Raw genomic sequence first — 26,310 nt, forward strand, 5'->3', positions numbered from 1 at the left:
CTCGACGCCGCGGCCGCCGCCGCCCGCCGTACCCGCCGCGCCGCCCAGCACGGCGACCGCCTGGTGCTGGCGACGAAGGCCGGGGCCTCCCACGAGCTGCTGCGCAAGCTCCTCGACGCCTACGCCGCGGAACCGGAGGCGGCCGAGGTCGAGGTGCTGATGTGCGGCATCGGTGAGCAGGCCAGGCTCCTGCGCGAGGGCCGGGCCGACGTGGCGCTCGTGCACCGGCCCTTCGACGACCTGTCCGGGTTCGACACCCAGGACCTGCTGACCGAGGGGCAGGTCGCCGTCATGCCGGCCGGGCATCCGCTGGCCACGCGCGACTCGCTGACCATGGCCGAGGCGGCCGGCGTACCCGATCTGCCGATCGCCCGCTGGCCCCGGCTGGACGGCGGCTATCCGCCCGGCCCCGGCCCCGAGGTCAGGGACCAGGCGCAGATGGCGCAGCTGGTCGCGCTCGGGCTCGCCCTGATCGTCATTCCCGCCTCCGCCTACGCCTGGTTGTGGGCCGAGCACGCCGCCGTTCCCGTGAGCGACGCGCCCGCCGTCACCACCACCCTGGCCTGGCCCGCGCACAGCCGCTCGCTCCCGCTCGCCCGGCTGGTCGGCGTCGCCGCCCGGCTCTGACACCGTCGCCGCCGCCCGGTTTTGAACACCTTCACCCCCGCCGCAGTCGCTCCACGAGCAGTTCGAAGACCTGGGCCTGGGCGGCGGGCAGCTCGCGCAGCATCTCCTCCAGCCAGTGGCCGATGCTCGTGTCGTCAAGGCTCGCCAGCATCGCCGAGACCATCTCGCCGGGCAGGTGGGCCGCGAGGTCACCGGCGACCGCGGCCACGCGCGGATCATCGGGGCCGGCGTCGGCGAGCTCGTCGAGCCGGGCGATGAGGGCCTGCCCGCGCGCGTACGCCTCCGGCTCGGTGAGCGGCCGCAGCAGCTCGGCGAACTCGGCCCGGCCCTCCGGGTCGCGCCCGCTGGCGGCCAGGGTCAGCAGTTCGCGGTCGAACTCGGCGAACGCCGAGGTGCCCGTGGGCAGGCCGCGCAGCACCTCCGCCATGTCGGGCGACACCGTCGAGTCGGGACGCAGGTCCGCCTCCGCCAGCAGCGCCGCCAGCCGGGCCCTTCTGGCGGCGATCGCCGTCTGCTCCCTGGCCAGGTCGCCGTCCAGCTCCAGCAGCATCTCCCGCAGCTCCTGGCCCTCGTCGTCGGCCAGGACGTCGCGGACCTCGTCGAGCGACAGGCCCAGCTCGGCCAGGCGCCGCACGCGGGCGAGCGCCACCGCGTCGCGCAACCGGTACTCGCGATAGCCGTTGGCCAGCCGTTCCGGCTCGGGGAGCAGCCCCAGGTGGTGGTAGTGGCGGATGGTCCGGGTGGACACCCCGGCCAGCGCCGCGAGCTCGCCGATCCTCATGCGTCTCATTGAACAGGTTGACGCCACGTCAAGGTCAAACCCACGTGCTCCCCGGACGGCTGGAACGGCTTGGAACGGCGCGGAACGTCTTCCCGGTGAAGCCGCCATCGCGTAGGGGCAGCGCCCTTGACGAAGAGGAGACCCATGTTCGCCTTGATCCACCGCACCCGTGACCAGCGGCCGCGGGCCGTACCCTCCGGCCGGGCGGGCCGGCTCGGACGGCGGCTGGCCGCCGCTGGAGCCGGCCTCGCCCTGGCCCTGTCCGTGGCGACCCTGCCGGCGGCGGCCGTGACCGAGATGCACGTCGGCCTGAGCATCGAGACCTTCCCCGGGCCGAGCCACGACAACAACACCTACGCCGTCAACATCGACGTCTGGCTCCCGTCGAACAGGTACGACGGGCAGGGCTACATCAACAACGGCGCGCGGGTCGAGCTGCGGGTCATGGGACGCGACACCTGGTTCGACAACCTGCAGATGGGCCCGTACACCTACCGGAGGGGGCCGCTCTACGCCGACGACAACGGCATCCACCTGCGCGTACGGCTGCCCGCCACGCACGATCAGCTCAACGAGGACTGGGGCTCGCTCGACACCGCCGGCGACGAGATCTTCGTGCGGGCCAGGTGGGTCGACGGCGCCGGCGACACTATCACCAGCGAGTCCAACCAGGTGAACGGCGTCTTCTGACGGACGATCATCACCTTCGCTCCTCGCCGTATTCGGCGGCGAGGGCGTGGAAGGCGGCCTTGGGCCGGAGGCTCAGGTCCGGATCGACCCGGACGAGCCCGAACGCGGCCAGGTCCAGGTCGAATCGGGGGTCGGCGTGGTGCGGGTAGCGGTAGCTGGCGAAGGTGTACCAGAAGGCTGTGTCCACGCCCTCCTCCTCGAAGACGCGCAGCAGATCACGCAGATAGGCGGCCTGCCCGTCCTCGTCCCGTTCGTAGTGGCCGTCCAGCCGCCAGGGTTCGTGGTCACGGTCGACGATCAGGAAGCCGGCCCCGCCCTTGTCCGCGGCGCCGCGGTAGGTGCAGCAGCCGAACTCGGTGATCACCACCGGGCGGCCGTGACGGTGCAGGTCGCGGATCTCCTCACGGAACGTGGCGGCGTTGCGCGCCGCGCGGTAGGCGTCGGCCGCGACGTAGTCGAAGGGCGCCCAGTCCACCCGCTCGAACGGCAGGGAGGCGTACGTGATCTTGCCCCCGAACCGCGCGCGGACCGTGTCGGCGGCCTCGGCGAGGAAGGCGTTGATCCGCGCGGGCAGCGCGGCGAGCCGCTCCCGCGGATCAGGTTTGGCCCCTGTGAACAGGGCGATGCGGGTGAGGAAGTCGTCCCCGGGCAGGAAACCGTGGCAGAACATGCTCAGCTCACCGCCGGTGACCAGCACGACACTGGCACCGCCCCGGCGCAGTGCCTCGGCGCGGTCGGCGCATTCGGCGAACAGCGGCAGCAGTTGCCCGGTGGTCAGATCGCACGGGAACGGGGCGAACCACACCTCCAGCCCCGCCTCGGCCGCCTGCTCGGCCGCGATCGTCAGCCGGCCGGGGTCGCTGCCGGTGACGCGCACCGCGGTGCAGTGCAGCTCGCGGGCGATGGCCCGCATGTCGCGGCGCACGTCCGAGACGTCGAACGCCGGCCGGCTCCAGCCGTCCGTCACGCGGGTCCCGGTGTCGTAATGGATTCCCTTACCGCGCATGAGTGTGCTCCGATCCTGTCTCCGTAACGGGGTGGGCGGCCTGAACGCGGCGGCGGCGGTACCACATAACCCAGCCGCCCAGCAGGACCAGAGTGGTGACGTGCAGCGCCGTCGACAGGCCCGCCATGGTGTCGATGGGCAGCAGGTAGACGAGCACCACCCGTACGACGGCGTCGAGCAGCAGCCCGCTGCCCGTCACCAGGCTCAGCAGGAAGAACTGCCGCCTGAGCGCCGGCTCGGTCCGCCACCGTTCCTCCCACCGCCCCGGCGCCGCGTCGCCGCCCGCGCCGAGACGCCGGACGAGGGCGAAGAGCACCGGCCGGCCGAGCGCGCAGGAGCCCACCAGCAGCAGGCCCGCCGCGCCGGTCAGGATCGACTCCTTGACCAGCAGCAGCCGGGGGTCGCCGGTGAGCGCCGACACGACGAGCAGCAGCAGGAAGGTCGCGGCCACGAGGGCGGAGAGCCCGTTCAGCCGGCGCCGTACAACCGCGACGTATCCGACCCGGGCCAGGGCCGCCAGCCCGCCCGCGATGAGGGCCGGCATGGGGTCGAGGCCGAGCGCCCGGCACAGGTAGAAGACCGCGGTGGGCAGCCCGGCGTCCCACAGCAGTCCGACGATGAGCTTGCGTTTGTCCATGTGATGTCGCCTCCTGGATCGGAGACGGTAGTCACGCGCCGTACGGGGGTCCTCAACCCGTGGCATGAGACCCGTGATCTCCACCCTGAGGTGGATGAGGGCTCCCCCGGGTGGATCCGCTCAGCGCGAGCAGACATCCCGGTACGGGACGTCCTTCAGGTACCGGTCCCACTCCCGCACGCTCAAGGTACGACCGGCGCGCTCGCACACGAGCTCGGCGATCCGGTCCCCCGCGACCGGGATCTCCGTGACGGTCCCCGACTTGTTGCCCGAGACGTAGAGGCGGTCGTCGCCGGCGCTGAACGCCAGCAGGTCGAAGATCTCGATGGGGAACGAGCCGAGCCGCTGCCGTGAGGCGACGTCCCAGATCTGGACGGTGTAGACGTCGTCGAACGTCTCACCGATGCTTCTGCTGATCAGGGCGAGCAGATCGCCACGATGCCCGAACAGCACGGCCTCGACCTGGGCGTTGCTCGCCACGCGCAGGGCGGGAGGCAGCTCGGCGCCCTTCGCGAGGTCCCACAGCTCCACCGTGGTGGAGCCGAGGGCCAGCAGCGGCGCCGAGGGACTGACCGCGAGGGTCTGCCCCTCGCCGTGGAAGCCGGGGCCGACGGCGGCGCCGGTGCGCAGGTCGAGCACCTTGCCCGTGCTGCTCACCACCGCCGTACCGTCACGGTTGGAGACGATGGTCCCGGTGGCGGTGTTGAGCGGGTGCCGCGACAGCACGCGGCCGCTGTCGGCGGCCAGCACGACCAGCTCGTTGAGCGCGTCCCGCTGGCTCAGCTCCTTGAGCGACAGCACCAGCTTGCCACCGTCGGGGGTGAACGCCCGCGAGAGCACGAGCTGATCCTTCGGAACGGCGTAGCGCCACAGCCGGGTGCCCGTGGCCACGTCCCAGACGGAGATCGCCGTGTGCTCCGTCGTGAGGACGGCCAGCCGTCTGCCCGCCGGGTCGAACAGCGTGCTGGTGCCGCCCTCGCTGCCGCGCATCGGCACGCCGGGTCCGCGCCCGTCGCCCACGCGTACGGGGCCGTCGTCCTTCGTGGCGGCGATCAGGCGGGCGTCCTGGCTGAACGCGTCGACGATGTACCCGCCGGGCAGTTCGCGGGAGGAGCTGCGGGAGCCGGGGTCGACGGAGATGATCGAGTTGTCGAGCAGATAGCGGATGGACCCGCCGTCAGGGTCCAGCCAGACCTCGTCGACCTCGCCCTCCGCCTGGTAGGTGTAGAGCTCGTCGCCTTCGTCCGCGTCCCACAGGTGGATCCTCCGCCCGTCGGCGGCCAGCAACCGGCGGCCGTCGCGGCTGACCCGCAGTCTCGCGCCGCTGAGGTCGTCCGCGGCCGAGTTCTGCCAGAACGGCCGGTCCTCGTCGGGCAGTTTCCTGGCGGTGCGCAGGTCCCACGCCTCGATGTCGCCGTTCGCGCAGAGCAGCCGCCGGCTGTCCGGCGTGAACGCCACCACCGTGCCGCACTTCTTCGGGATCCGGGTGTCCACGGTGAGATCGGGCAGGCGGATCACCTTCAGCCCGCCCTGGTTAAGCCCGACCCCGGCGATGTAGGCGCCGGAAGGAGCGATGGCCGGAGCGGGGTCCGCCTCCAGCTCCGGCGCGTACGACCTGCCGGTCCTGGTGTCCCACAGGAACTCCACCGACTGTTCCCGCATCACCGCGGCCAGGCTCTCGTGCCCGTCGAAGGCCACGTGCACGCCCGGCGTGCCCTCGCCCACGCGGTGCTCGTGCAACTTCCTGCCCGTCATGGTGTCCCAGGAGTACGCCCTGTCCCTGCTGACGATCACCAGCGTGCTGCCGTCCGGGCTGAGCGCGGCCGCGGCCGGCAGGGCGCGCAGCCCGTCCGGCCACGTCCAGAACGCCGTCTGCCGCCGCGAGGGAGTGTCGTAGACCCGCACCCCGTCCTCGCCGGCGATGACCCGCGTCCGCCCGCCGGCCGCCGCCGCGGCCGCGGAGACCCCCTTGGCGCCCGGGTCGCGGAAGACCGCGCTCTCCGGCATCGTCAGCGAGGTCGTCAGGCTCCGCCTGGTGTCGGTGCCCGGGGCCAGCCGCCAGCCGGCCACGCTGAGCAGCATCGCCCCGGCCGGGTCGGTGGTGCGCAGCTTGTCGGCCTCGGCCGCGACCTGCCGGCCCACGGCCTGGTCGCGCTGGCGGCCGACCAGCGTGCTCTGCTCGGCCACCTGCCTGCTCTGCAGCACCGCGATGCCGCCCGCCACCAGCGCCACCGCCAGCAATCCTGAGAGTGCGAGCGTGGTCAGCCGCCTGCGGCGGATGCGCTTCCTGGTCAGCCGGGTGCCCGCGGCGATGAAATCGCGTTCGCCCGGTGTCAGCGTGATGTGCCTGCGCCCGGTGGCCGCCCAGGTCAGCACGTCGTCCAGCCGGCTGCCCTGCAGCAGATCGCTGTCCTTGTGCCCGTTCTCTGCCCATCTGCGGGCCGCGTCGCTGATCTGACTCAGGACGGCGAGCCCGTCACGGTCACCGTCCACCCACAGCCGTAGCCGGGGCCAGGCACGCAGCAGGGCGGGACGCGACAGCCCCACCGCGTCGCCCTTCTGCGTCACCAGGTAGGAGAAGGCGCGCAGGATGCGTTCGATGGCCACGATCTCCCGCTCGGAGCGGCCGGCCAGCAGCTCCTCCTTGAGCGCCCAGCGGACGGTCTCGTGCCCGTCGTCGGTGACCGCCACCATGCGCAGGAAGACCTCGGCGGCCAGCTCGCGTTCGTCCGGCGTGAGCGCCCCGTAGGCGTCCTCGGCGATCGTGCCCAGCGCCGGGACGGCCGAGTCGGGCACGTGCACGCCCCTGGCCGCGTGACTGCCCGCGGTCAGCAGCCCGCGCATGTCGCGTCCGTCGCCGCTGACCAGCGCGAGCAGCAGGTCGCGCGCGGTGGGACGGGCCGCGGGGTCCTTGTCCATCGCGGCGGCCACCAGCGTGGCCAGCCGCGGCGGCAGCCCGTCCAGGTCGGGCTGCGCCGACAGCACCTGGTGCATGACCCCGCCCAGATTGTCGGCTCTGAACGGGTCCGCGCCGGTGGCGGCGAACACCATGATCGCGCCCCAGGCGAACACGTCGGCGGGAGCCCCCGCCCGCTGCCCCATGAACACCTCGGGCGCCATGTACGTGGGCGTGCCGGCCACCTCGCCGGTCCTGGTCAGCGACATGTCGGCGGTGCGCGCGATGCCGAAGTCGATCACCCGTGGACCGTCGGGGCCGAGCAGCACGTTGTCCGGCTTGAGGTCGCGGTGGATCACGCCCGCGTCGTGCACGGCGGTCAGCGCGGTGGCGACCGCCGTGGCCAGCCGGTGCAGATCGTCGCCGGTGAACCTGCGCCCCTGGGTGATCGCCTGGCGCAGGCTCGGCCCCGGCACGTACTCGCTGACGATGTACGGCCGGCTGCCCGACAGGTCGGAGTCCAGCACCCTGGCCGTGCAGAACGACGCCACCCGGCCGGCGGCCGCCGCCTCCTTGGCGAACCGGTCACGGCCCGCCTGGTCGCCGGCCCCGTGGAGCACCTTGAGCGCGACCCGGCGGCCCTCCCCGTCGTAGGCGTCGTACACGACCCCCTGGCCACCGGCGCCGAGCCGGCCCGCCAGCCAGTACTCGCCGATGTGCTGCGGATCTCCAGCGATGAGCGCGTTCACGGCGTGTTAGATGCCCGGACCGCGCACAAGGTTCCGCCTGGCTCCAGCGCTTCCCGTCAGGAGGCGAGGTAGGAGTACAGGTCTTCCATGACCCGCTTGGAGTCGTACAGGTAGACGTGGTCGGTGACCGTGTTGGCGAGCACTCCCGTGGTCAGGCCGTTGAAGTGCGCGTCCGGCCGGTCGGTGCCGGGGCCGACGTACACCTTGTAGAAGCTGCCCGGCTCGATGACGGCGCGGTCGCCCACCCGCAGGAGGGTGTTGCCGAACTCGCGCAGGGTGTAGCCGGTCAGCTCGATCGGCCTGCGGGTGGTGTTGCGGAGGGCGATGTACTCGCCTCCGCCGGGCTCGACGTCGCTGCCGTCGGGGTTGTACACCACGCTGTCGATGACGACACCGTGGGTCGTACGCAGCGGCGTCTTGTCGTTCAGCACGGCCTTGGCGACGTCCGGCACGTTGGTGAACAGGTAGTCGTACCCCTGCAGCTCGATCATGCTCAGGATGGACGGGCCGTCCTCGACCTCGCTGACGACCTTCAGCCCGAAGGACTGGACCCGGGCGACCTGGGAGGCGGTCGTCTGGACCGGGTTGCCAGCGACGGCGGTGGTCCAGGTGGCGAGCTCGGTGAGCACCTCGTCGGTCGCCGTCATGAACGGGTAGCCGCTGCGCAGCAGCAGGGTCGGCACCTTGGGCAGCAGCGCGTGGAACTGGCGCAGCGCGGGCTCGTCGAAGGACTGGACCCAGATCTGCGGAGCGCCGTTCCTGGCCTTGAGGTCATGGGTGTAACCCCAGGCGCGCAGCTCCTTGACCAGGTTCTCCACCATACCGGGGTAGAGGGTCGGCGACTTGAGCTCGGGCGCGAGGCCCGCCCGGCCGCCGGTGAGCTGGAACCACTCGCGCAGGGTGAGGATCCGCTGCCCGGCGAAGGCGGGGTCCCACCACGAGCCGGCGTCGAGCTGCTTGATCTCGGCCAGGGTGAAGTCGATGACGTTCCACGGGGCGCGGTCGGGGAAGACCTCCTCGGCGTTCGTCGTCCGGGCGAGGGTGTTGTCGTGGATGACCACGAGCACGCCGTCCTTGGTCTGGGCCAGGTCTCCTTCGAGAACGTCGGCGCCGTCGGCCAGGGCCCGCTGGTAGGCCGCGGTCGTCTCCTCCGGCGCGTTCTTCGAGGCGCCCCGGTGCGACCAGACCACCGGTTCGCCGCGCTTCACCTGCCGGCCGGCGGCCGTTTCCGGTGGTGTCGAGGCGTCCGCTGAAACGGCCTGGGCGGAGACGAGCGTCGCCGCCACGGCGGCCAGCGCGGCCGAGCAGACGAGCGCGGTACGCAGCCGCTGGACGATGAAGCCTGGGAGTCGCATGGGGGAACTTTCTGTCTAGGCGCACGCGGATGGATCTTTCGCGCGTGGGCACTGTAAACGGTTCCTCCGTCCGGCGGATGAATGTTTCGCGACGTCACGGCTGCCGACCGGTGATCTCCCTTTGCCCGTTGTCCAGCGGTATAGGCTTCGTTCCGGCTAACCAGCGGTCCGCAGCAGCATGTCCTCGATCTCCGCGCCGACGTCGGCCGTGCAGGCGAACGCGTGGCCTCCGGTCTCCGGATCGACGATGTACAGGGTCGCGCGCTTGCCGCACTTCGTGCACCAGGTCCCCTGCTCGCCGCCGAGCTCGGCCAGGCCGACCTTGATCTCCGGGATAACAAATGCCATGCCGGAAGGGTAGATCAGCCTGGTCGGGGACCTTCGTGGCAACGGAGTGCCTTGCCGAATCCATGCTGTGTGGAGTCCTCGACGTGGCGCGACGGACTCGTTCCCGGACGCTTCCCCGACGCGGGGAGCGGCGACGAGATCGCGCTGCGCGGCACCGTCCCCGGCGACCTGGACGGCTCCCTCGACCTCGATGTCCATGTCCAACCGGAACCGGCCGTGGAGCTCGACACGGGGCCAGTACAGAGGCTGAGCCTGCGGCGGTCTTCAGGGGTGAGCCACCGCTCATACGGCCCCGCACGCCGACAGGCGGCCACGATCATGGTTCTTCCAGGGTTCGGGCATCAGGGATTGATCAGGAAGGTGGTGCCTGACTCGTTCACCAGGGTCGGCCGCAGCGGCCGCCAGCCGTCGTCCAGTTTGGCGAGTTCGGCTTCGATGTCGACCTCGATGAAGCCGAGGAAGTTGATGTTCTCGCGGTGGCCGGGGGCGATGAACGACAGCAGTTCGTCGGGGGAGCGCTGCCCGTCCGAGGACGACATGGTGCCGCCGCCGAACTTCTTGGCCAGCTCCAGCTTGTAGCGGTGGTTGACCAGGACCGTGTTCGCCTTGCGCAGCGTCTCCTCCCGCACATACCACTCCTGGGACCAGGCGAGGGTGTCGTAGGACACCCCGCACGCCTCCGACATGCGGGTCAGGCCCAGGTTGGTGGCCCCGGCGATCAGGACGGCCAGGATGTTGCGCTTCTGCTCCACCGACAGCTTCGACTTGCGGCCGCCGGCGTGGGTGAAGCAGTCCAGGAGGCCGGTGCGGGCATCCAGCTCGATCAGCAGGGAAGCGATCGGTACGAACGGCAGCATCCCCGACAGCTCCTCCCGCAGTTTCCTGGCCTCGGCCGGGATGTCCTCGGCCGACAGCGGCGGGATGACCAGCCGCCCGGCCTCGTCCAGCCGGACCGCGCCGACATCGTTCGGGGAGGCGTTGGCCAGCGTCTCCCCCAGATCCTTCAGGGCCTGGTGGAGCTCCTCCTTGACCTGCTCGATCGCCTCGGCCGCCTGAGCGGGTTTGCGGACCAGCTGACAGAACTCCGCCCGCTTGGACTCCCACTGCTCGGGCGTGTACAGATATGTTCCCGGGTCGGCGTAGCGGCGCGAGCCCGGCACAGCCCAGATCCTTCCGCGTCAGCGTGAAGAACGGATCAGTTCCTCCCGGCCGATGTCCGGATACGACCGCAGCCGCTCCATCTGCTCATCAGAGAAGAACTGGGGCGCCAACCCCATCAACCTCCACGGAAGCGCTGCAACGAGTACGAACCGTAGCGGCAAAGATCGTTGAACGTCCCAGGAAGGCGAATAACCGCAGTTCAGATAGGTTCGTTGGGTTATCCGCGATTGCTACCGGAACCCTCTTCGGGCAGGCCGAGGTCGGTCAGCACGCTGTCCTTGACCGCCTCCCAGGCCGCGCCTTCCAGCAGTTGCGCGTCCGCGCTGTGAACCGAACGGAATTCGGCGCGGGCCGGGTTCAAAGACAGGGAACGTTCGGCTCGCCGACCAGCGGGAAGTCCGTCAACGCCGGGCTTCGTGCCAAATCTGCTGACCCCCTAGTCCCGCGGCTCGTCGGTCACCACCTGGGCCTTTAGCTGCGCCGCCAGCGCCTGTTCCCGCAGTTCCGCGGCCACCGCACGTTCGCGCAGTTGCGCCGCCTCCGCTCGTACCGCCTCGAGTTCCGCCCGCAGGTCCTCCAGCCGAATCCGCTCCAGCCGCAGCTCGCTCTGGAACCGGTCGCGCTCCTTGACCGCCGCGTCGGCCCTCGCTCGCTCCTTGGAGACGAGCTTCCGCTCCCGGGCCAGGGCCGCCGCCCCGTCGGCCTCCGCCGCCGTCGCCTTCGCCGCCAGCCGTTCCGCCTCGGCCTGTGCCTGGGTCGCGTCCCTGAGAGCCATCGCGCGGTCGCGTTCCGCCTCGTAGGCGGCTCGTTCCGCCGTGACGGCTCGTGCCACGGCCCGTTCGCGCTCCTGCGCCGCCACCTCCTCCCGGGCCTTCGCCCCGACCGCCTCGCGTTCGGCGCGTTCACGCTCTCGGACGGCGGCCGCCGTCTCCTCCCGAGCCCGATCGCGTTCCTCCCGCGCCAGGTCGGCCGCCTGCTGAGCCTGTACGACCTCTGCCCGCGCGTCCTCCGCCTGTCTGACGGCCAGCCCGGCCCGCTCGGCCAGCTCCTGTGTCGTCTGGTCCTTGGCCTGCTCGGTCATGTCGACCTGACGGGCGGCCTCCTCGGCCCTGCGCTCGGCCAGCTCGGCACGCCGCTTGGCCTGCTCGACCGTCTGCAACGCCTGCCGCTCGGTGCTGGCGGCCTCGCGCAGGGCGGCCAGGGCCTGCTCCCGTGCCCTTTCCGCATCGGCCAGCGCGGTCTCGCGCTCGCTCTCGGCCTCCTCCAGGCGCTGCCGCATCTCGGCCGTCTGCCTCCTGGCGTGCTCGGCGGCCTCCCGCGAGAGCCGTACCTGCTCGAACGCCTGCTCCCGCTCGGTACGCGCGATGGCCACGCGGGTGTGCGCCTCGGCCTGGACGGCGCTGATCTTGGCTTCGACCCCCGCGGGGCTGAGCTCCTCGGCCAGCGCCCGTGCGAGCGGTTCGAGGGCCGCGGCCAGTCCGACCTCCATCCGGTCGTACAACTGCTCGGCCCTGGCCAGCGCTCCTTCCAGCCCCGGTGTGCCCCGCCGCAGCTCCCGCTCGCGCTTGGCGGCGGCCTGGCAGTCCTTGTCGGGACAGTACGACTTCGGCCGGCCCCGGCCCCGCCGCTGCTCGATCGGCGCGCCACAGTGCCTACACGGCGTCACGAAGCTGGTCTCTTCGGTCACGTACCGGAGTCTAGCAATTATCAATTTCTGGAAAATAAAAATAAAAATTCAGAGGGTCTCGAAGCCGCGCAGCATGGCCTCGAGTGCGAAGTCGAAGCGAGGGTCGGAGCCGGAGGACTGCCGCACCCGGGTGGCCTGCGCGAGCAGCGGAGTCTGCCGCAGCTCCTCCTCGGGGATCGGCCGCATCCCCCGGGCCGGCGACCCCTCGTCACCGCCCCCGGCCAGGATGGCGACGTGGCCGACGACGAAACCGGTCACGGCGTACAGCATGTCCAGCGCTCGCTCGGGTGGCAGACCGGCGGCCCGCAGCGTGTGGAGCGCGTTCTCCATCAGGCGGTGGTTCTGCGGCGTGATCGCGGGACGGCTCACCACCAGGGAGATGACGTTCGGGTGAGCGAGCAGGATGCGCAGCAGCGCGCGGGCGTACTCGCGCAGGCCCTCCTGCCAGGAGACCGCCTCGGCGAGCGGCGGGGCGGCCTGGGTGAAGATCTGCTCGACCAGGCCGTCGAGCAGGGCGTCCTTGTTCGCGACATGCTGGTAGAGGGACATCGCCTCGACCCCCAGCTCCTGCCCGATGCGCCGCATGGACAACGCCTTCAGCCCGTCGCGATCGGCCAACGCCAGGGCCGCCTCAAGGATGGCCTGGCGGGTCAGGCCGGCGTTCTGGCCGCGGGTGCGGTTCGGGGACATGGTGGCCTACCTCACATGGACGATTCTTACGCCGTAAGTATAGTGGGCACATGACAAACATACGATGTAAGAATCGTCTACGGCCGGCTGCAGTCGGCCTCACTCGTCTCCCGGTCGGGCCGGCGCGCGGCATGACCAGCCGCGCTTGCGGCGCAGCCGGTCCCGCTCTCGTCACTGCCGCGGCCGGTACTGCCCCCCTCTCAGCCGGGTCGGCTCGTGGCACGGGCAGCCGCGCTTGCCTCCCGGTCGGACCGGTTCGACTCGTGGCAAGGTCCGTTCGCGTCACGGGCAGCTCCGCCCGCCTTACGTCTGGGCAGGCTCGCCTCGCGGCCGGGGCCGCTCATCCTCCTCTTCGGCCGGCTCGTGTCGCGGCCGGTCCCACCCATCTCACGGAAGGACTCTCCTCATGACCATCCCGGCAACCAGGTCCGGCACGCGTGGAGCTCTCGCGACCATGTACGTCGGCGCCGCCCTCACAGTGCTCGCGACCCTCTTCGCCTTCATCGACCGGGCCGGCCTGGCCGAGCACATCCGGGCCGGCTACCCCGCCTACCAGACGGCGGAGATCGACAGCGCCGTCATGGCGTACACGGTGATCCTGGCCGTGGTCGGGGCGCTGGGGTTGATCGGCTGGCTCGGCAGCGCCTGGCTGGTCCGCCTCGGCAAGGGCTCGGCCCGCTGGGTGGCGAGCGGCCTGCTCGTGATCGCCGCATGCGTCGCGCTCACCGGCCTGACCGTTCAGGACACCAGCGGCGGCGTCGGGCTCGCACCCATGCTCGGCTGGCTGCAGGTGCTCCCCTGCCTCGCCGGGCTCGCCGCGGTCGTACTGCTGTGGAGCGAGCGAGGGTGAGCGCCGGGCAGGTCGTGCGGGTGGTGGCGGCGCTCAAGCGCTGGATGTACCGGTACGGGCGGCCCAACTCCCTCATGCGGCACGCGAACCGGCTCGACGCGCTGGTCTACGGATCACGGTGGCTGTCCCTGCGCCGGATCGCGGTCCTGAAGGTGCCCGGCCGCCGCACCGGGCGCCTCACGTCGATCCCGATCGTGGTCACCGGCCATCGAGGTGCCGAGTACCTCGTGTCGATGCTCGGCCCGGACGCGAACTGGGTGCGGAACGTACCGGCCGCGGGCGGGCAGGCCGTGCTGCACCGCCGGGGGCGTGACACCCCGATCGTGCTGAAGGAGATCCCGCCCGAGGGGCGCGCCGCGATCCTGCGCGGCTACGCCGCCCTCGCACCCGGGGCCAGGCCCCACCTCGGGCTCGGTCCCGGGGCGTCGCTGGAACGGTTCCAGCAGATCGCGCCCGGCCATCCTGTGTTCCTGATCGTCGCCAGGTAGACCTCCCGGGGAGAGGTGCGGCATGACACACCCCGATGCACATCGACGACCTGGTCGAGGGCGGTATACGGCTCCTGTTCGTCGTGACCTTCGTCCGCAGGGCACGGGGGCTCCTGACGGCGCGGGCTCACCCATGGTGGGACTGGCGTTCCAGCCGATGGAAGGCGCGGGCGACGTCGCGCAGGAAGACGGTGTCGCTGTCGAGGTCGCCCCCGCCGGGAGTGTGTGAGGCGGGGCCGGAGACGGCGGTCGCGCCGAGCGCCTTGGCGTGCAGGCGGCGCGGAGCGCGGCGGCCTCGGCGCGGGCGGCCAGGGCCAGGCCGCTCACCCCGGCCTGGGCGGCGCTGGTGCGCGCGGGCGTGGCGGTGTCCAGGTCGAGGTGCGGCATCAGCGCCAGGCGGCCGTCCCTGATCTCGATGACCCGGAGGTAGAGACGCAGGTGGAGATCGCGTACCGTCACCAGTTTCGACCAGGGCGGGGCCGGCGGGGGTGAGGGCGATGCACAGGGCTCGCCAGAGGGGACGCAGCGCCTGGTAGGTGCGGTAGCGGCTCAGCCACGCGAGCGACTCGGAGGCGTTCACCGGCAGGCCCCAGGCGGGCAGGATCGCGCCGATGAGCGCCGGCAGGTGGATCGGCATCGGCAGCACCCCGTCGATCAGGGCCCCACTCGGGTCCGCGTCGCCAGCCGCAAAGTAGCGCTGAGCAGCCACTGTCGCTCTGTGTGATCGCGAGGCCGGTCATCTCAGTGCCGAGTAACGACCGTCTGCCGACACCGCGCGAGCCGATCACGGAGCCCCAGCTCAGATGTGTCGACAACCGGTTTTCCATGTCGGTGAACGGTCCGCGGAGTAGTTTTCGACGCTTGTTGTTCGGCTACGCGCCGGTGTCGACCGCGGACCAGAACCCCGATCACCAGATCGACGCGCTGATGCGCGCAGGGGTGACACGCGAGAACATCCACCTCGACCGCGCCTCGGGCGCGAAGCCCTCACGCCCAAAGTTCGTTCTCGTATCGCGGCTGCTGCGCGAGGGCGGCACCTTGAGGGTCACCCGCCTGGATCGGCTGTCGCGGTCAGTCCTGCATCGGTCACGTTCGGCGCCGATCTGCGAGAGCGGAAGATCGGCCCGCACGTGACCGAGCAGAGCCGGCCTAGAAATCCCCCGCCGCCAGGGGATATTCGCGTTCCTCCGCACCCAGCGGCCAGGCGCCGGCTACCGGGCTGGGCGGGCGATCAGCGCCTCTATGCCGTCCAGCAGGAGGTCGAGGCCGAACCGGAAGTCGGCGTCCTCCGTCCAGCCGGTGGAGTCCCTCAGCAGGCCGGAGCGCATCATGGCCGACAGTGCCGGGTACGTCGCGGGGTCCAGGACCTCGGTGAGTATCTCGCCGTACTCGGTCGCTCCTCCCTTGGCCCTGGCCGCGAGCTCCTTGCCACCGGCGCCGAGCGAGTGCTTGAGCGTGGCGTCGGTGAGGGCGTAGCCGGTTAGCACTGTGGCGGCGTTGAACTTCTGGCCGTCGTCCAGCCCGGTACCGGACAGCGCGTCCAGGGCCCGGTCAAGCCAGAGCAGTCGCCGCGGACCCATGGGCGGGATGCTCTGGCGCAGGTCCAGCAGCCAGGGCCGGGACAGCAGGAGGTCGCGGGTGAGCCGGGTCCACGTGGCGAGGTAGGCGCGCCAGGACAGGTTCGCGCGTTCGGGCGGTGGGGGCACGGCGCTGTCGGCCATGACGGTCAGCAGTTCGTCCTTGCTGCCGACGTACCGGTAGAGCGCCATTGGAGCGACGCCCACCTGGGCGGCGACGTTGCTCATGGAGACGGCGGCCAGCCCCTCGGTGTCGGCGATCTCGATGGCGGCCATCGTGATCGTGGCCAGGTCCAGGCGCGGCCTGGGGCCTCTGCGCGTGGTGGGTTCGCGGTCCCACATCCGCGCCACGACGGGTGGCAGCTCTGCCATCGAACATCCTCTCGCCCGGTCGGAACCTGTGTACGTCATATAGCGCAGTAATCGTGTATACCGTACAGAGTAGGCTGTACATAGTGAGGGAGGCGTCATGGAGATCCGTACGTTCGCACCGAGTGACCGCGCCGAGCTGCGCGAGCTGTTCGAGCGCGTGGGCGAGGGCGCTCCCACGGCGTCGCTGTGGGGGCACGTGGACTCGGAGGCGGCCGTCTACCTTGATCCCTACATGGAGCTGGAGCCGGATTCGCTCTTCGTCGCCGTCGCCGGGGGCGCCCTGGTGGGCTACCTGACGGGATGCCTCGACAGTGCGAGGTTCCCCGGGGAGGGCGAGCGCATGGCGAAGGCGATGCGGACCTACCGGCTGGTCTTCCGGCCCGGACCCGCGGCCTTCTTCGCGCGCAGCCTGGCCGATCTGGCGTGGGCCGCGGTTCGCAGGGAGCCTGGCGTCGGCGAGTTCGCCGAGGCCAGGTGGCCCGCGCACCTGCACATCAACGTGGCACCCGAGGCGCGAGGGACAGGTGCCGCCGACGGGCTGATGAGCCGGTGGCTTGACCGGCTCAGGAAGGCCGGATCTCCCGGCTGCCACCTGCAGACCCTCGTCGAGAACACCCGGGCGGTGCGGTTCTTTGAGCGCATGGGCTTCGCCGAGCACGGCCCGGCACCACTGGTGCCCGGCCTCCGGCACGACGGCCGGCGGGTCCACCAGCGGACGATGATCTGGAGTGCCGGCCGCACCGCTGAGGAGGCAGAGGCCGGAGCGCGGACGTCCGCCAAGCGTCAATGATCCCGGGCCGCACCGCCACCATCGGACCGTGGGGGCGGCGTTTCAGGGTCGTCTCTCCTTCATCCAGCGCTGCTCCCTCAACCGCGGCGGGCCCGGCGTCTGCTCGGGACCGAGCCGATGACCAGGATCCAGCCGGCTCAGCGCGCGGACGACGGTGAACAGGGCGAGCAGGGTGGTCACGACGCCCGGTGCCCACAGAAGCGGGTAGAGCAGGCCGACCAGCGGCGCGAGCTCCTGCGGAAGGACCGTCACGTCGGCGGACGCGCTCTCGATCACGGCACCCGGCGCCGCCATGCCTTCGATCGGTACGTCGAGCACGCGCAGGGGCACGCCGGTGCCGTTGGTGCCATCATGGCGTTCCGCTGATTCGCTCTCCTCACGGATCGATGGCGACAAGACCGAACGGATCGGCGGCGGCAGGGCCGAACGGTCGCCGCACGCGGCTGAGGCCGGTGACCAGGCAGGTGCGCTCGGATATGGTGGCGGTATGGGTTGCTTCGCCGCGATGAACATCCGCGCCGCCGCTTAGCGGCGGTATCGCGGTCGCCGTAGACCGCGAGCTCAGTGCCTGCCCCGCCGGGGTGGGTGTCACTGCGTACCGCCGGATCAGTGTCCCGCCGGCAGTCCTCTCGCGTCTCTCGCTGTGCTGCCGGGCCGTCCCGTGTGATCCGGGGAGCACATCCATGGCGCAGCAGTTCCATTCAGCAGGCCAAGGGCCCGTCTCGCAGGCGTCCGAGCCGTTCCAGGCCGCCGCCGACGACGACAGCGCCGCCGACAGCGCCGACAAGCCGGCCGCCACCGCCCAGGCGAAAGCGAAAACGAGAGCGCAAGCGAGCGCGAAAGGGGAGCCGGGCCATGACGTGCGGCCCCGGCGCGCCCAGCTGTTTCTGATGGTCGGGCTTCCCGGCGCCGGCAAGACCACCCGGGCCGAAGAACTCGCCACGACGCACCACGCGCTCCGGCTGACCCCGGACGAGTGGATGATCTCCCTGTTCGACGGGTCACAGCCCGACGGCAAGCGCGACCTCCTGGAAGGCCGGCTCATCGCCCTGGCCCTTCGGGTGCTCCGGCTGGGCACCGACGTCGTGCTCGACTTCGGGCTCTGGAGCCGCGACGAACGCTCGGCACTGCGCAGGCTGGGGACGATGGCCGGAGCCGACTGCCATGTCGTCTACCTGCCCATCGACCCCGACGTCCAGCGTGCCCGGATCGCACACCGTCAGGCGACCGCACCGCACACGACGTTCCCGATGAGCGAGGCGGACGTCGGCGGCTGGCGTGAACGGTTCGAGGCGCCCGATGCCGCCGAGCTCGGCGGCGACATCCCCGGCCCGCCACCGGGGTGGGCGGGCTGGCCGGAGTGGGCCGCGGACCGGTGGCCTTCATTCACGTACGGCGATGCCGGCGAGGCACCGAGGCGACCTGGGCCGGCGACCGAGTGACGGATATGGCCGCGTGACGGATATGCCGGGCACCGGCACGCATGTCCGCCCATCGGCCGCCCCGAGAACCCCTGCGCAGGGTCAGGCGAGTGGTTGATGGGACCAGACGTGGAGGGCGTAGCTGCGGTCCCGGACCGTGACCACTTCTGGAGGCGCGTCGGTGAGGCGGAAACCGGCGGCTCGGGCCACGGCGACGCTGGGGTGATTGTCCGGTTCGATCTCCAGCGACACCCGGGACAGGCCCAGTTCGTCGTGAGCGTGTTCGGTCATCAGCAGCAGCGCCCGGGTGGCCAGGCGTTGTCCGCGATGTGCCGCGCCCACGATGTAGCTGATCGTGCCCGTGGAACGGTTGAGCCGCACCTCCCCCTTGGCCTGGCCGCCGTCGGTGGTGATCGCGAGCTGGAGCTGCCGGCCGTCCGCCTGGTGCACTCGCGCTCGGCCCAGGTAGTCGCGGGCGGCGCTCAGCGTGAACGGCGCGGCGAGCGGGGTCCGCAGGGCCACCTGTGGGTCGTCGAACAGGTCCACCATGTCAGGCAGGTCTTCCTCGTTCCATTCGCGCAGCACCAGGCCGTGCCCCGTCACGATGAGCCGGGCCGGGACCTCAGGATGATTTCTCACATGGTGATTGTTCCAGCGCCGCTCGGGAGTGTCGTTCGCGCTGGGCGGGGTCTGCGAGTACCGGCTTCGGTGAAGTGCGGAGGACCATTTCGACCAGGGCGTTGAGGCCGGAACGGGCGCGTCCTGGCGGCCTCGTCGATGTGCTCGACGTCACATGCCGAGGAGGACAAGTTTCACTACCATAGGTATCGATACTTCATGTAGCGGAACTGGCATGGAGGGCGCGTGAGTGAAGTCAGCGGCACGGAGGCGCGGCGGCAGGCCCTGGGCGGGATCCGGACTGGGCGGCGATGACGGCCGAGGAGCTGTTCGCCTTCCGCGAGGCGGAGAATCGCAGGCGATCGTCGCCGGAGGCACGGGCGATCACCGGGGAGCCGGATCCGGGCGCCGTGATCGAGTGGCAGGAGGTGGGGCTGCCCGGCCGTGACCTGCCGATCCGCGTCTACCGGCCGGCGCCGGATACGACCGGGCTGCCGGTTGTGGTGCACGTGCACGGTGGCGGGTTCGTGGGTACGGCGGTGCAGCGCGACTGGGTGAACAGTTACCTCGCCGCCCACCTGCCCGCGGTCGTCGTCTCCGTCGAGCACCGCCTGGTGGGCACCGGGCACCCCGCTGTCCGATGCCGCCGACGACGGCTGGGACGTGCTCCAGCACGTGGTACGCGACCCCGCCCGCTGGGGCGTGGACCCGGCCAGGATCGCGGTGTTCGGCGAGAGCCGCGGCGCGCTGATCAGCGCCCTGTCGGCCGTCCGCGCCCGGGACGGCGGGCTGCCCCTGCGGGCGCAGGTGCTGGTCAACCCCGCCTGACCGCCTCGGCGTCCACGAACCGGTCGCACAGCACGGAACGCCGAGCCGGACGGTGATCAGCGAGCAAGCTTATGGCGCGGCCGTCCCGTCATGAGGAAGACCTGAAGGATTCCGTAAGCCGGACCCGCGAGACTACAGACACACCAACACGGCAGGGCCGGACGGCCCCGCCCCTCACCTGGAGAAACACCATGAGGAAGATCGCGGCAAGCCTGTTCATCTCGCTCGACGGCGTCGTCGGGGAGCCCGCGGACTGGCACTTCCCGTACTTCAACGACGAGATGGGCGCCGCCGTGACGGCGCAGATGGCCGACACCCTGATCCTCGGGCGCAAGACGTACGACAGCTTCGCCGGAGCGTGGCCCGAGCGGGAGGCGGAGGGCGGCGAGGACGCCGGCTTCGCCAAGACGCTCGGCGACGCGCGGAAGATCGTCGTGTCCCGCCAGCCGCTGGAGTTCAGCTGGCGCAACTCCGAGCTGCTCCAGGGCGACCTGGTGCGGGCGGTCACGGAGCTGAAGAACGAGCAGGGCGGCCCCATCGCCATCAGCGGGTCGGTCTCGGTGGTCCGCCAGCTGCTGGCCGCGGGGCTGGTGGACGAGCTGCACCTGCTCGTGCACCCGATCGCCGTCCGCAAGGGCGAGCGCCTGTTCGACGAGGGCGCGGACTCCATTCCGCTGCGGCTGATCAGGTCGGAGACCTTCACCACCGGTGTCGTCTACCTGATCTACGGGCCGGCTCAGGCGGACGGGGCCTCCCGCTGAGGGGCTTCCGGTCGCCTGAGCCGGCCCGCTTCCCGGCCGGCTGGTCGCGTCATTGGCGGGAGAGTGCGCGAGTGAGGCCGGCCACGATGGTCGTGGCCAGGATCCACCCCGCGGTGATCATCGCCGCGGCGAGCCACTGTTGTGCGCCGCGCGGGCCGAAGGCGCTCTCCTGCCCGAAGCTGATGATCGGGAGCAGCAGGTCCAGGGTGTAGAGGAAGGCGTTGAAGGGGGGTGCCTCGCCCGGCTTGAAGGCCGGCGGCTCCTGGGCGGTGAAAACGACCGTGCCGACCAGGAGCAGGGCTGCGAGCCAGAGCGCGGCACGAAAGGGGCGGTAGCCGTACCCGACGGTCCAGTCCTGCACGAATCCCCACAGCCGCGCCCCGAGCCGCTGCCCAGAGCGGAGGCGACGCTGTTTGGCCAGCAGCACGTCCCGGGCGGCCTCGTCGTGGCCCTGCCGGCGGTAGATGGCGGCCAGTTGCTCATAGGGCTGCGGCTGGTAGTCGTCCCTGGACAGCCAGTCGAGCCGCTCCTCGACAGGCAGGGGAGCCTCCAGACCGTCATAGGTGAAGCCGTTCATCAGGACGTGAGCGGGCCACTGGCTGGGGACGTCGTCGAGTACGCCGACCCGGCTGTGGCGAAGGTCGACGGCCCGCAGCAGCTCCGTCTCGGGCCCGATCTTCAGCGAGGCCGCTTCCACACCACGGAGGTGAAGGTCACCGTCGATCTTGGTCTCCGCGAAGCACAGGGTGGCGGCGATCCGGGAGTTCCTGATCGAGACGTCTCCGGTGGCCACGAAGCCTTCGCAGCAGTCGATGCCCCCGCCCGCGGTCACCTCCCACATGGACAGGACCCGCCCGCCGGGATTGCTGAGGACGGCGCCGTGAAACTCCAGGCTGCTCTCGACCCGGGCGTCGATGAGCACGATCTCCCCGTCGGCACGGAAACCCTCGCCGCAACTGAGCCTGCCGGTGACCGCCAGCCGGCGCAGGGAGAGCGCCGTCGCACCCGGGTTGGACAACGTCCCGCCGTCGAGGTTGACCGATCCGCGGACCTGGGTGGAGTCCAGAAAGACCTCTCCGTTCGCGACAAGACCCGGTGTGAGCCGGAGCCCGCTGCCGATCTCCATCAGCGGCGCGTTCAGCGCGCGTCCTCCCGGGTTGCCGAGACTCGCCTGCGCGACTCGGAGCGAACCGGCCACTCGGGCTCCGCGCAGGAGGACTTCACCTTCGGCCGAGAAGCCGTCATCGAGCCGCAGAGAGCCCTCGACGACGAGTCTCTCCGCGTCCATGGCGACGCCGTCCGGGTTGGACAGCCGGGCTCCGCTGAAGACGCACCGGCGCCCTATCCGGGCGTCCTGCACGCTCAGCTCCCCCGAGGAACGGAACCCGCGGGCACACGACAGCCCGCCGTCGATGACGACTCCCTCGGCGGTGAGGCTGAGGCCGCCTGGCCGCCCGACCCGTGCGCCGTCGAGGGTCATCGTCCCGCCGATCCTGGCGCCGACGACGCGTAACTCACCGTCGATGACGGCGTCCGCGCACAGCAGATCACGGTCGACGATCAGGCCGTCGGCATGGACGGCCTGATGTGCGTGGATCGCCGCGCCGCCGAGATCGAGCGTCCCGGACACGTGGGCCCCGGCGAGCTGGATCGGGCCGGTCAGCTCGCAGCCTTCCAGGCGCAGTGCTCCTCCGATCGCAGCGTCCACGGCATCCAGCCCGGGTGCCCGGGAGGCCGTGAGGTCCACCAGGCCGGTGCGGGCTCCGGTGAAGACCGGCGTCTCCTCGAACTCGCACCTGGTCAAGATCAGCAGGTGTCGCACCTCGGCGTACGACAGGTCCAGCCGGCCCGTGATCCGGGCGCCGGACAGGTGCACGCCGGGTGTCTGCCCGGCGAGACGCTCCTGGGCGCCGAGCACCATCCTGACGATGATCGCGGCCCGGACGGGGGCGCCGGGAAGGCCCACGGGACGCGCTGTGGGGAACGCCTCCCAGAGGGCGAGTTCCGGCTCGGACAGATCCTCGATGATCACAGGGCGCTCCTGGAAGCTCGTACGCGTCGTCGAGGAGAGCTTCCAAGGTCACCGCCCGCCTTGACAACCTCGTAAGTCCCGAGGGAGCGTCGACCGGGATACGCGCTCACGGACGCGGGATCACCCCGTCACGCAGGGCGGCGAACAGGCGTTCCAGGCGGGCCCGGTGGTCGTCCACCACGGCCCCCTGCGGCTCTCCCGCGACGAGGCGGCGCGCGGTCTCCACCATCACGCTGCCGTAACCGGCGATGAAGAAGGCGGCGAGCAGCGGGGCGTCGCCGTCGAGGTCCGGGTCGCGTTCGAGCTCGTCCGCCAGGACCCGCTGCGGGTCGGCGGCGATCTCCCGGGCGCGGGCGATCAGCGCGGGCGAGGCCGCGACGGTCCGGGAGAAGGGGACGGATCCGTCCTTCACCCCTGAGAGCGCGTGGCGGTCGTCGGCGAGGCGGAGGGTCGCGTCGCGCAGGGACGTCAGCACGTCGGCGCCCGCGGCGCGGTCGCGCACCGCCGAGCGCAGGATCGCCACGGCGTCCTCCCCGCGATCGAGGAGCAGGTCCTCCTTGCGCGGGAAGTGGTTGAAGACCGTCACGCTCGACACGCCGGCCTCCGTACGCGGCGGCCCGTTTCGAATGCGTCCTGACTCCGGAGAAATGAAACGAGACGGTTCGTCTTGCGTTCGGGAGGCACGGACGGCTATCGTCCTCCTTACAGCGAGACGAGACGGATCGTCTCGTAGTCCATCCATCGGGAGTTTCATGCGCATCGGCCCTCCTTCGTCCGGCACCCGGCTCATCCTGTCCGGCGTCACCAAACGGTACGACGACACGATCGTGCTCAACGAGGTCTCGCTCACGGTCAAGCCCGGCGAGAAGGTCGGCGTGATCGGCGACAACGGCTCCGGCAAGTCCACCCTGCTGCGCCTGCTCGCCGGACGCTGCCGGCCCGACAACGGCGCCGCCGACCTCGCGACGCCCGGCGGCGTCGGCTACCTGGCCCAGACGCTGGACCTGCCCCTCACCGCGACCGCCGGCGAAGCCGTCGACCTCGCGCTCGCGGACCTGCGTGAGCTGGAACGCCGGATAGGGGAGGCCGAGCTCGGCCTGGGTGACGCCACGCCCGCCGAACTGGACGACTACGCCGACCTGGTCGCCCGGTTCGAGGCCCGCGACGGGTACCGGGCCGGCACCCGGGTCGAGATCATGCTGGACGCGCTCGGCCTGCCGGGCCTGGACCGCACTCGCCCGCTCGGCACCCTCTCGGGCGGGCAGAGATCCCGGCTGGCGCTGGCGGCGACCCTGGCCGCGGCCCCCGAGGTGCTGCTGCTCGACGAACCCACCAACGACCTCGACGACCAGGCCGTGGCCTGGCTGGAGCAGCACCTGCGCGCGCACCGGGGCACCCTGGTCGCGGTCACGCACGACCGGCTGTTCCTGGAACGGGTCACCTCCGCCATCGTGGAGGTGGACGGCGACCTGCGTGCCGTGCGCCGTTACGGCAACGGCTACGCCGGCTTCCTGGCGGCCAAGTCGGCGGCCAGGGCGCGCTGGGCGCGTGAGCACGAGGAGTGGCGCGCCGAGGTGACCCGCGCGGAGGGCCTGGCCGACGTGCACGCGCAACGGCTGGCCGTCATCCCGCGCAAGGCGCCGGCCGCCTTCAGCGGGGCGGGCGCCTTCCGCGCCCGATCGCGGGCGCACGGGGCGATGAGCAGGATCCGCGGTGCTCGTGAACGACTGCGCCGGCTCCACCTGACCCCGGTTCCGCCGCCTCCGCGGCCGCTGCGCTTCGCCGCCCGCATCGCGGCCGACGTCACCACGGGCCCTCTCGTGGAACTGACGGAGGTGCGGGTGGGCGAACGCCTGCGGGTCGAGTCGCTGCGCGTCGAACCGGGAGCCCGGCTGCTGGTCACCGGTCCGAACGGGGCGGGCAAGACCACGCTCCTGCGCGTGCTGGCCGGCGAGCTCACCCCTGACTCCGGCACGGTCCGCGGGAGGCCGCGCGTGGGGCACCTACGTCAGGACGACGGGCCGGCGTACGGGGCGGGCACGGTGCTGGAGGCGTTCGCGGCCGGGCGGCCGGGAGATCAGGACGGGCACGCCGACGCGCTGCTCGCGCTGGGCCTGTTCCGCGCCGCTCAGCTCGACGCGCCGGTCGCGACCCTCTCCCCCGGCCTGCGCCGCAGGCTCGAACTCGCCCGCGTGGTCAGCGAGCCGGCCGACCTGCTGCTCCTCGACGAACCCACCAACCACCTGTCCCCCGGCCTGATGGACGACCTGGAGCAGGCGCTGAGCGTCTACCGGGGCGCGCTCGTCATGGTCACCCACGACCGCCGCCTGCGGGCCGCCTTCACCGGCTCCCACCTGGAGCTCGACGCGGGTGAAGCGACCCGCCGGATCACGGCCGGCCCTCTCCCCGTGCGCTGCTGACGAGAATCGGGAACCGTGGGCCTTCGGCCTGGCAACAACTGCTGTGCTGATATTTCGCCGAAAGGCCACGACATGAGCGGCATGAGCCAGGCGGACGGCGATGACGCCTCCCACGTCGAGCGCTCCTTGCGCGAACCGGAGGCGTTCGCCGCGCTCTTCCGCCGTCATGCGCCCGACATCACCCGGTACGTCACCAGAAGGCTGGGAGTGGACGCCGCCGACGACGTGGTGGCGGAGACGTTCCTGACCGCGTTCCGGGAGCGTGGCCGCTACGACCTGAGCCGCCCGGACGCCCGCCCCTGGCTGTACGGCATCGCCACCAACCTGATCGGCCGCCACCGGCGTACGGAGGTGCACCAGCTCCGGGTCCTGGCACGAACGGGCGTCGACCCGGTGACGGCTCCCTTCACCGACCGCAGCGACGACCGGGTCAGCGCCGAGGCCGCCCGCCACCGCCTGGCGGGGGCGCTGGCGACGCTGCCCCAGGGCCATCGGGACGCGCTGCTCCTGGTCGCCTGGGCCGGCCTGACCTATCCGGAGGTCGCGCGGGCGCTGGACGTACGCCTCGGAACCGTGCGGTCGCGCATCAACCGGGCGCGGGGAAAGCTGCGCCGGGAGCTCGGAGGAGTCAATCCCATGAGGATCATCAGCGAGGAGCCCGTCCATGAATGAGATGTCCGAGCTCGTCCGGCTCCGCCGCGAAGTGCCGCTCCCCACACCGGACGCCCTGATCGCCCAGGAAGAGCGGCTGCTGACGGCCATGGCCGCCGTGCCCCCGGCCGGGCGCGGGCGCCGCGGGGCCGTCGTGGTCACCGGCCTGCTCGCCGCCGCCGCGCTGACCGCCGTGGCCGTCCTGGGCCCGGCGCTGATCAGCGGGTACGGCCTTCCCACCGCCTACGCCAACTCCGCCATCGCCATCGAGCTGCGCGGGGACGAGTACGTCGCCACGATCAAGGATCCCTTCGCCGACCACGCCCGCTACACCGAGGCGTTCCGGGCCCTGGGCCTGGACGTCGCCCTGGACCTGCGGCCCGCCTCCCCGTCCGGGGTCGGCAAGGTCTTCCGGCTCGGCTTCTCCGGTACGACCGAGAAGGACCGCATTGGTGGCGGTCTGGAACCGGAGGGGTGCTCGTACGGCCGTCCCGGCTGCGCCCTGACCGTCACCGTCAGCAAGGGCTTCAGCGGCAGGGGCGTACTCTACCTGGGCCGCCCCGCCAGGGCCGCGGAGCCGTACGAGAACAACGCGACGGCCGGCGCGAAGGGCGAGGCTCTTGAGGGGTACGACCCGGACGGGCGCACCGTCGCCGAGGTCCTGGCCGAGACGCGCGAGCGCGGCCTGGAGGTGACCTTCCAGATCATCGAACCCGCCCCCGACGGGAACGGCTTCTCGATGAACCCAGGAAAGCAGTCGGCCGAGGTGGGCGGGCACTGGATCGTGTGGGCCGCCGAACCCTTCCGGCTGGGTGCGGTGCGCCTGCTGGTGTCGGAGAAGCGGGTGGCGAGGAACCCCGTCCACGGGAACTGAC

At 71.4% G+C, this 26,310-nt stretch carries 27 protein-coding genes and 1 pseudogene; 12 read left to right on the top strand and 16 right to left on the bottom strand.

Annotation, left to right across the window (positions count from 1 at the left end):
* Window positions 1–627 (top strand): LysR substrate-binding domain-containing protein (locus ABFX54_RS11205; RefSeq protein WP_346103875.1); only part of this gene is annotated, 627 nt, incomplete at its 5' end.
* Window positions 628–658: 31 nt separating this feature from the next.
* Here ABFX54_RS11205 and ABFX54_RS11210 read toward each other — a convergent pair.
* Window positions 659–1,408, bottom strand: a complete 750-nt coding sequence (locus tag ABFX54_RS11210) for a MerR family transcriptional regulator (RefSeq protein WP_346103877.1) — start codon at window positions 1,406–1,408, stop codon at window positions 659–661.
* A gap of 144 nt (window positions 1,409–1,552) precedes the next feature.
* Here ABFX54_RS11210 and ABFX54_RS11215 point away from each other — a divergent pair, with 144 nt between their 5' ends.
* A complete protein-coding gene (locus ABFX54_RS11215; RefSeq protein ID WP_346103878.1) occupies window positions 1,553–2,098 on the top strand; it encodes a hypothetical protein in 546 nt (181 codons plus the stop codon).
* 10 nt (window positions 2,099–2,108) lie between these two features.
* On the opposite strand, the gene ABFX54_RS11220 is transcribed toward ABFX54_RS11215, so the two are convergent.
* The 9 genes from ABFX54_RS11220 to ABFX54_RS11260 all read right to left on the bottom strand — a co-directional run bounded on the left by ABFX54_RS11220 (window position 2,109) and on the right by ABFX54_RS11260 (window position 12,627).
* Window positions 2,109–3,104 carry a glycoside hydrolase family 113 protein gene (locus ABFX54_RS11220; RefSeq protein WP_346103879.1) on the bottom strand — a complete coding sequence of 332 codons (996 nt, stop codon included), beginning with the start codon at window positions 3,102–3,104 and terminating at the stop codon, window positions 2,109–2,111.
* Window positions 3,094–3,741, bottom strand: a complete 648-nt coding sequence (locus tag ABFX54_RS11225; protein ID WP_346103880.1) for a VC0807 family protein — start codon at window positions 3,739–3,741, stop codon at window positions 3,094–3,096. Before ABFX54_RS11225 ends, ABFX54_RS11220 begins: the two co-directional genes overlap by 11 nt.
* A 120-nt stretch (window positions 3,742–3,861) precedes the next feature.
* The gene (locus ABFX54_RS11230; RefSeq protein WP_346103881.1) at window positions 3,862–7,386 is read right to left on the bottom strand and encodes a protein kinase domain-containing protein; all 3,525 of its coding nucleotides are present in this window, start codon (window positions 7,384–7,386) and stop codon (window positions 3,862–3,864) included.
* Window positions 7,387–7,442: 56 nt separating this feature from the next.
* Window positions 7,443–8,741 (bottom strand): glycerophosphodiester phosphodiesterase family protein, encoded by a 1,299-nt coding sequence (locus tag ABFX54_RS11235; protein ID WP_346103883.1) that lies wholly within the window; start codon window positions 8,739–8,741, stop codon window positions 7,443–7,445.
* 156 nt (window positions 8,742–8,897) lie between these two features.
* Window positions 8,898–9,089, bottom strand: a complete 192-nt coding sequence (locus ABFX54_RS11240; RefSeq protein ID WP_346103884.1) for a hypothetical protein — start codon at window positions 9,087–9,089, stop codon at window positions 8,898–8,900.
* A gap of 341 nt (window positions 9,090–9,430) precedes the next feature.
* Window positions 9,431–10,249: a Tn3 family transposase gene (locus ABFX54_RS11245; protein WP_346103886.1), complete on the bottom strand. Its 819-nt coding sequence runs from the start codon at window positions 10,247–10,249 to the stop codon at window positions 9,431–9,433.
* Window positions 10,250–10,467: 218 nt separating this feature from the next.
* Window positions 10,468–10,611, bottom strand: a complete 144-nt coding sequence (locus ABFX54_RS11250) for a hypothetical protein (RefSeq protein ID WP_346103888.1) — start codon at window positions 10,609–10,611, stop codon at window positions 10,468–10,470.
* A gap of 75 nt (window positions 10,612–10,686) precedes the next feature.
* Window positions 10,687–11,937 carry a coiled-coil domain-containing protein gene (locus ABFX54_RS11255; RefSeq protein ID WP_346103890.1) on the bottom strand — a complete coding sequence of 417 codons (1,251 nt, stop codon included), beginning with the start codon at window positions 11,935–11,937 and terminating at the stop codon, window positions 10,687–10,689.
* A gap of 48 nt (window positions 11,938–11,985) precedes the next feature.
* The gene (locus ABFX54_RS11260) at window positions 11,986–12,627 is read right to left on the bottom strand and encodes a TetR/AcrR family transcriptional regulator C-terminal domain-containing protein (RefSeq protein ID WP_346103892.1); all 642 of its coding nucleotides are present in this window, start codon (window positions 12,625–12,627) and stop codon (window positions 11,986–11,988) included.
* A 406-nt stretch (window positions 12,628–13,033) separates the two neighbouring features.
* Between ABFX54_RS11260 and ABFX54_RS11265 the strand changes: the two genes are divergently transcribed.
* Window positions 13,034–13,477, top strand: a complete 444-nt coding sequence (locus tag ABFX54_RS11265) for a hypothetical protein (protein ID WP_346103894.1) — start codon at window positions 13,034–13,036, stop codon at window positions 13,475–13,477.
* A complete protein-coding gene (locus tag ABFX54_RS11270) occupies window positions 13,474–13,965 on the top strand; it encodes a nitroreductase family deazaflavin-dependent oxidoreductase (protein WP_346103896.1) in 492 nt (163 codons plus the stop codon). Before ABFX54_RS11265 ends, ABFX54_RS11270 begins: the two co-directional genes overlap by 4 nt.
* Window positions 13,966–14,226: 261 nt before the next feature.
* Here ABFX54_RS11270 and ABFX54_RS56905 read toward each other — a convergent pair.
* Window positions 14,227–14,424, bottom strand: a pseudogene (locus tag ABFX54_RS56905) (DUF6545 domain-containing protein); the annotation flags it as partial.
* Window positions 14,425–14,826: 402 nt separating this feature from the next.
* Here ABFX54_RS56905 and ABFX54_RS11280 point away from each other — a divergent pair.
* Window positions 14,827–15,099, top strand: a complete 273-nt coding sequence (locus ABFX54_RS11280; RefSeq protein ID WP_346103899.1) for a recombinase family protein — start codon at window positions 14,827–14,829, stop codon at window positions 15,097–15,099.
* Between the two features lie 77 nt (window positions 15,100–15,176).
* Here the strand turns inward: ABFX54_RS11280 and ABFX54_RS11285 are convergent, their stop codons facing one another.
* Complete coding sequence (locus ABFX54_RS11285) at window positions 15,177–15,914, bottom strand: TetR/AcrR family transcriptional regulator (RefSeq protein ID WP_346103900.1); 738 nt, start codon at window positions 15,912–15,914, stop codon at window positions 15,177–15,179.
* A 97-nt stretch (window positions 15,915–16,011) separates the two neighbouring features.
* Here ABFX54_RS11285 and ABFX54_RS11290 point away from each other — a divergent pair, with 97 nt between their 5' ends.
* Entirely contained in the window at window positions 16,012–16,704 is a 693-nt protein-coding gene (locus ABFX54_RS11290; RefSeq protein WP_346103902.1) for a GNAT family N-acetyltransferase, read from the top strand.
* Window positions 16,705–16,746: 42 nt separating this feature from the next.
* Here ABFX54_RS11290 and ABFX54_RS11295 read toward each other — a convergent pair whose 3' ends face one another.
* Complete coding sequence (locus ABFX54_RS11295) at window positions 16,747–17,217, bottom strand: hypothetical protein (protein WP_346103903.1); 471 nt, start codon at window positions 17,215–17,217, stop codon at window positions 16,747–16,749.
* Window positions 17,218–17,387: 170 nt separating this feature from the next.
* On the opposite strand from ABFX54_RS11295, the gene ABFX54_RS11300 reads away from it, so the two are divergent.
* Window positions 17,388–18,146, top strand: a complete 759-nt coding sequence (locus tag ABFX54_RS11300) for a P-loop nucleotide/nucleoside kinase family protein (RefSeq protein ID WP_346103904.1) — start codon at window positions 17,388–17,390, stop codon at window positions 18,144–18,146.
* A gap of 81 nt (window positions 18,147–18,227) precedes the next feature.
* On the opposite strand, the gene ABFX54_RS11305 is transcribed toward ABFX54_RS11300, so the two are convergent.
* A complete protein-coding gene (locus ABFX54_RS11305; protein WP_346103906.1) occupies window positions 18,228–18,764 on the bottom strand; it encodes a GNAT family N-acetyltransferase in 537 nt (178 codons plus the stop codon).
* A gap of 642 nt (window positions 18,765–19,406) precedes the next feature.
* Between ABFX54_RS11305 and ABFX54_RS11310 the strand changes: the two genes are divergently transcribed.
* Window positions 19,407–19,571, top strand: a complete 165-nt coding sequence (locus tag ABFX54_RS11310) for an alpha/beta hydrolase fold domain-containing protein (protein ID WP_346103908.1) — start codon at window positions 19,407–19,409, stop codon at window positions 19,569–19,571.
* Window positions 19,572–19,762: 191 nt separating this feature from the next.
* Entirely contained in the window at window positions 19,763–20,332 is a 570-nt protein-coding gene (locus tag ABFX54_RS11315; protein ID WP_346103909.1) for a dihydrofolate reductase family protein, read from the top strand.
* A 49-nt stretch (window positions 20,333–20,381) separates the two neighbouring features.
* Here ABFX54_RS11315 and ABFX54_RS11320 read toward each other — a convergent pair whose 3' ends face one another.
* On the bottom strand, window positions 20,382–22,364 hold the full coding sequence (locus ABFX54_RS11320; RefSeq protein ID WP_346103911.1) for a hypothetical protein: 1,983 nt from the start codon (window positions 22,362–22,364) through the stop codon (window positions 20,382–20,384).
* Window positions 22,365–22,470: 106 nt separating this feature from the next.
* Window positions 22,471–22,959, bottom strand: a complete 489-nt coding sequence (locus ABFX54_RS11325) for a hypothetical protein (RefSeq protein ID WP_346103912.1) — start codon at window positions 22,957–22,959, stop codon at window positions 22,471–22,473.
* A 157-nt stretch (window positions 22,960–23,116) separates the two neighbouring features.
* On the opposite strand from ABFX54_RS11325, the gene abc-f reads away from it, so the two are divergent.
* The 3 genes from abc-f to ABFX54_RS11340 all read left to right on the top strand — a co-directional run bounded on the left by abc-f (window position 23,117) and on the right by ABFX54_RS11340 (window position 26,309).
* Window positions 23,117–24,784, top strand: coding sequence for a ribosomal protection-like ABC-F family protein (gene abc-f / locus ABFX54_RS11330; RefSeq protein ID WP_346103914.1), 1,668 nt, complete (start codon window positions 23,117–23,119; stop codon window positions 24,782–24,784).
* 72 nt (window positions 24,785–24,856) lie between these two features.
* Window positions 24,857–25,456 carry an RNA polymerase sigma factor gene (locus ABFX54_RS11335; protein WP_346103916.1) on the top strand — a complete coding sequence of 200 codons (600 nt, stop codon included), beginning with the start codon at window positions 24,857–24,859 and terminating at the stop codon, window positions 25,454–25,456.
* Entirely contained in the window at window positions 25,449–26,309 is an 861-nt protein-coding gene (locus ABFX54_RS11340) for a hypothetical protein (RefSeq protein WP_346103917.1), read from the top strand. The genes ABFX54_RS11335 and ABFX54_RS11340 overlap by 8 nt, the downstream gene beginning before the upstream one ends.
* Window position 26,310 lies beyond the last annotated feature (1 nt).

Source organism: Nonomuraea maheshkhaliensis, assembly GCF_039529435.1.
In the GTDB taxonomy this organism is placed as follows: domain Bacteria; phylum Actinomycetota; class Actinomycetes; order Streptosporangiales; family Streptosporangiaceae; genus Nonomuraea; species Nonomuraea maheshkhaliensis.

What these genes read in the sequence shown, in the direction of transcription:
- ABFX54_RS11210 (WP_346103877.1), bottom strand. Translation starts at nt 1,408, where the DNA reads ATGAGGATCGGCGAGCTCGCGGCGCTGGCCGGGGTGTCCACCCGGACC.
- ABFX54_RS11215 (WP_346103878.1), top strand. Translation starts at nt 1,553, where the DNA reads ATGTTCGCCTTGATCCACCGCACCCGTGACCAGCGGCCGCGGGCCGTA.
- ABFX54_RS11220 (WP_346103879.1), bottom strand. Translation starts at nt 3,104, where the DNA reads ATGCGCGGTAAGGGAATCCATTACGACACCGGGACCCGCGTGACGGAC.
- ABFX54_RS11225 (WP_346103880.1), bottom strand. Translation starts at nt 3,741, where the DNA reads ATGGACAAACGCAAGCTCATCGTCGGACTGCTGTGGGACGCCGGGCTG.
- ABFX54_RS11235 (WP_346103883.1), bottom strand. Translation starts at nt 8,741, where the DNA reads ATGCGACTCCCAGGCTTCATCGTCCAGCGGCTGCGTACCGCGCTCGTC.
- ABFX54_RS11240 (WP_346103884.1), bottom strand. Translation starts at nt 9,089, where the DNA reads ATGGCATTTGTTATCCCGGAGATCAAGGTCGGCCTGGCCGAGCTCGGC.
- ABFX54_RS11260 (WP_346103892.1), bottom strand. Translation starts at nt 12,627, where the DNA reads ATGTCCCCGAACCGCACCCGCGGCCAGAACGCCGGCCTGACCCGCCAG.
- ABFX54_RS11265 (WP_346103894.1), top strand. Translation starts at nt 13,034, where the DNA reads ATGACCATCCCGGCAACCAGGTCCGGCACGCGTGGAGCTCTCGCGACC.
- ABFX54_RS11285 (WP_346103900.1), bottom strand. Translation starts at nt 15,914, where the DNA reads ATGGCAGAGCTGCCACCCGTCGTGGCGCGGATGTGGGACCGCGAACCC.
- ABFX54_RS11290 (WP_346103902.1), top strand. Translation starts at nt 16,012, where the DNA reads ATGGAGATCCGTACGTTCGCACCGAGTGACCGCGCCGAGCTGCGCGAG.
- ABFX54_RS11295 (WP_346103903.1), bottom strand. Translation starts at nt 17,217, where the DNA reads ATGTTCATCGCGGCGAAGCAACCCATACCGCCACCATATCCGAGCGCA.
- ABFX54_RS11300 (WP_346103904.1), top strand. Translation starts at nt 17,388, where the DNA reads ATGGCGCAGCAGTTCCATTCAGCAGGCCAAGGGCCCGTCTCGCAGGCG.
- ABFX54_RS11315 (WP_346103909.1), top strand. Translation starts at nt 19,763, where the DNA reads ATGAGGAAGATCGCGGCAAGCCTGTTCATCTCGCTCGACGGCGTCGTC.
- abc-f (WP_346103914.1), top strand. Translation starts at nt 23,117, where the DNA reads ATGCGCATCGGCCCTCCTTCGTCCGGCACCCGGCTCATCCTGTCCGGC.
- ABFX54_RS11335 (WP_346103916.1), top strand. Translation starts at nt 24,857, where the DNA reads ATGAGCGGCATGAGCCAGGCGGACGGCGATGACGCCTCCCACGTCGAG.
- ABFX54_RS11340 (WP_346103917.1), top strand. Translation starts at nt 25,449, where the DNA reads ATGAATGAGATGTCCGAGCTCGTCCGGCTCCGCCGCGAAGTGCCGCTC.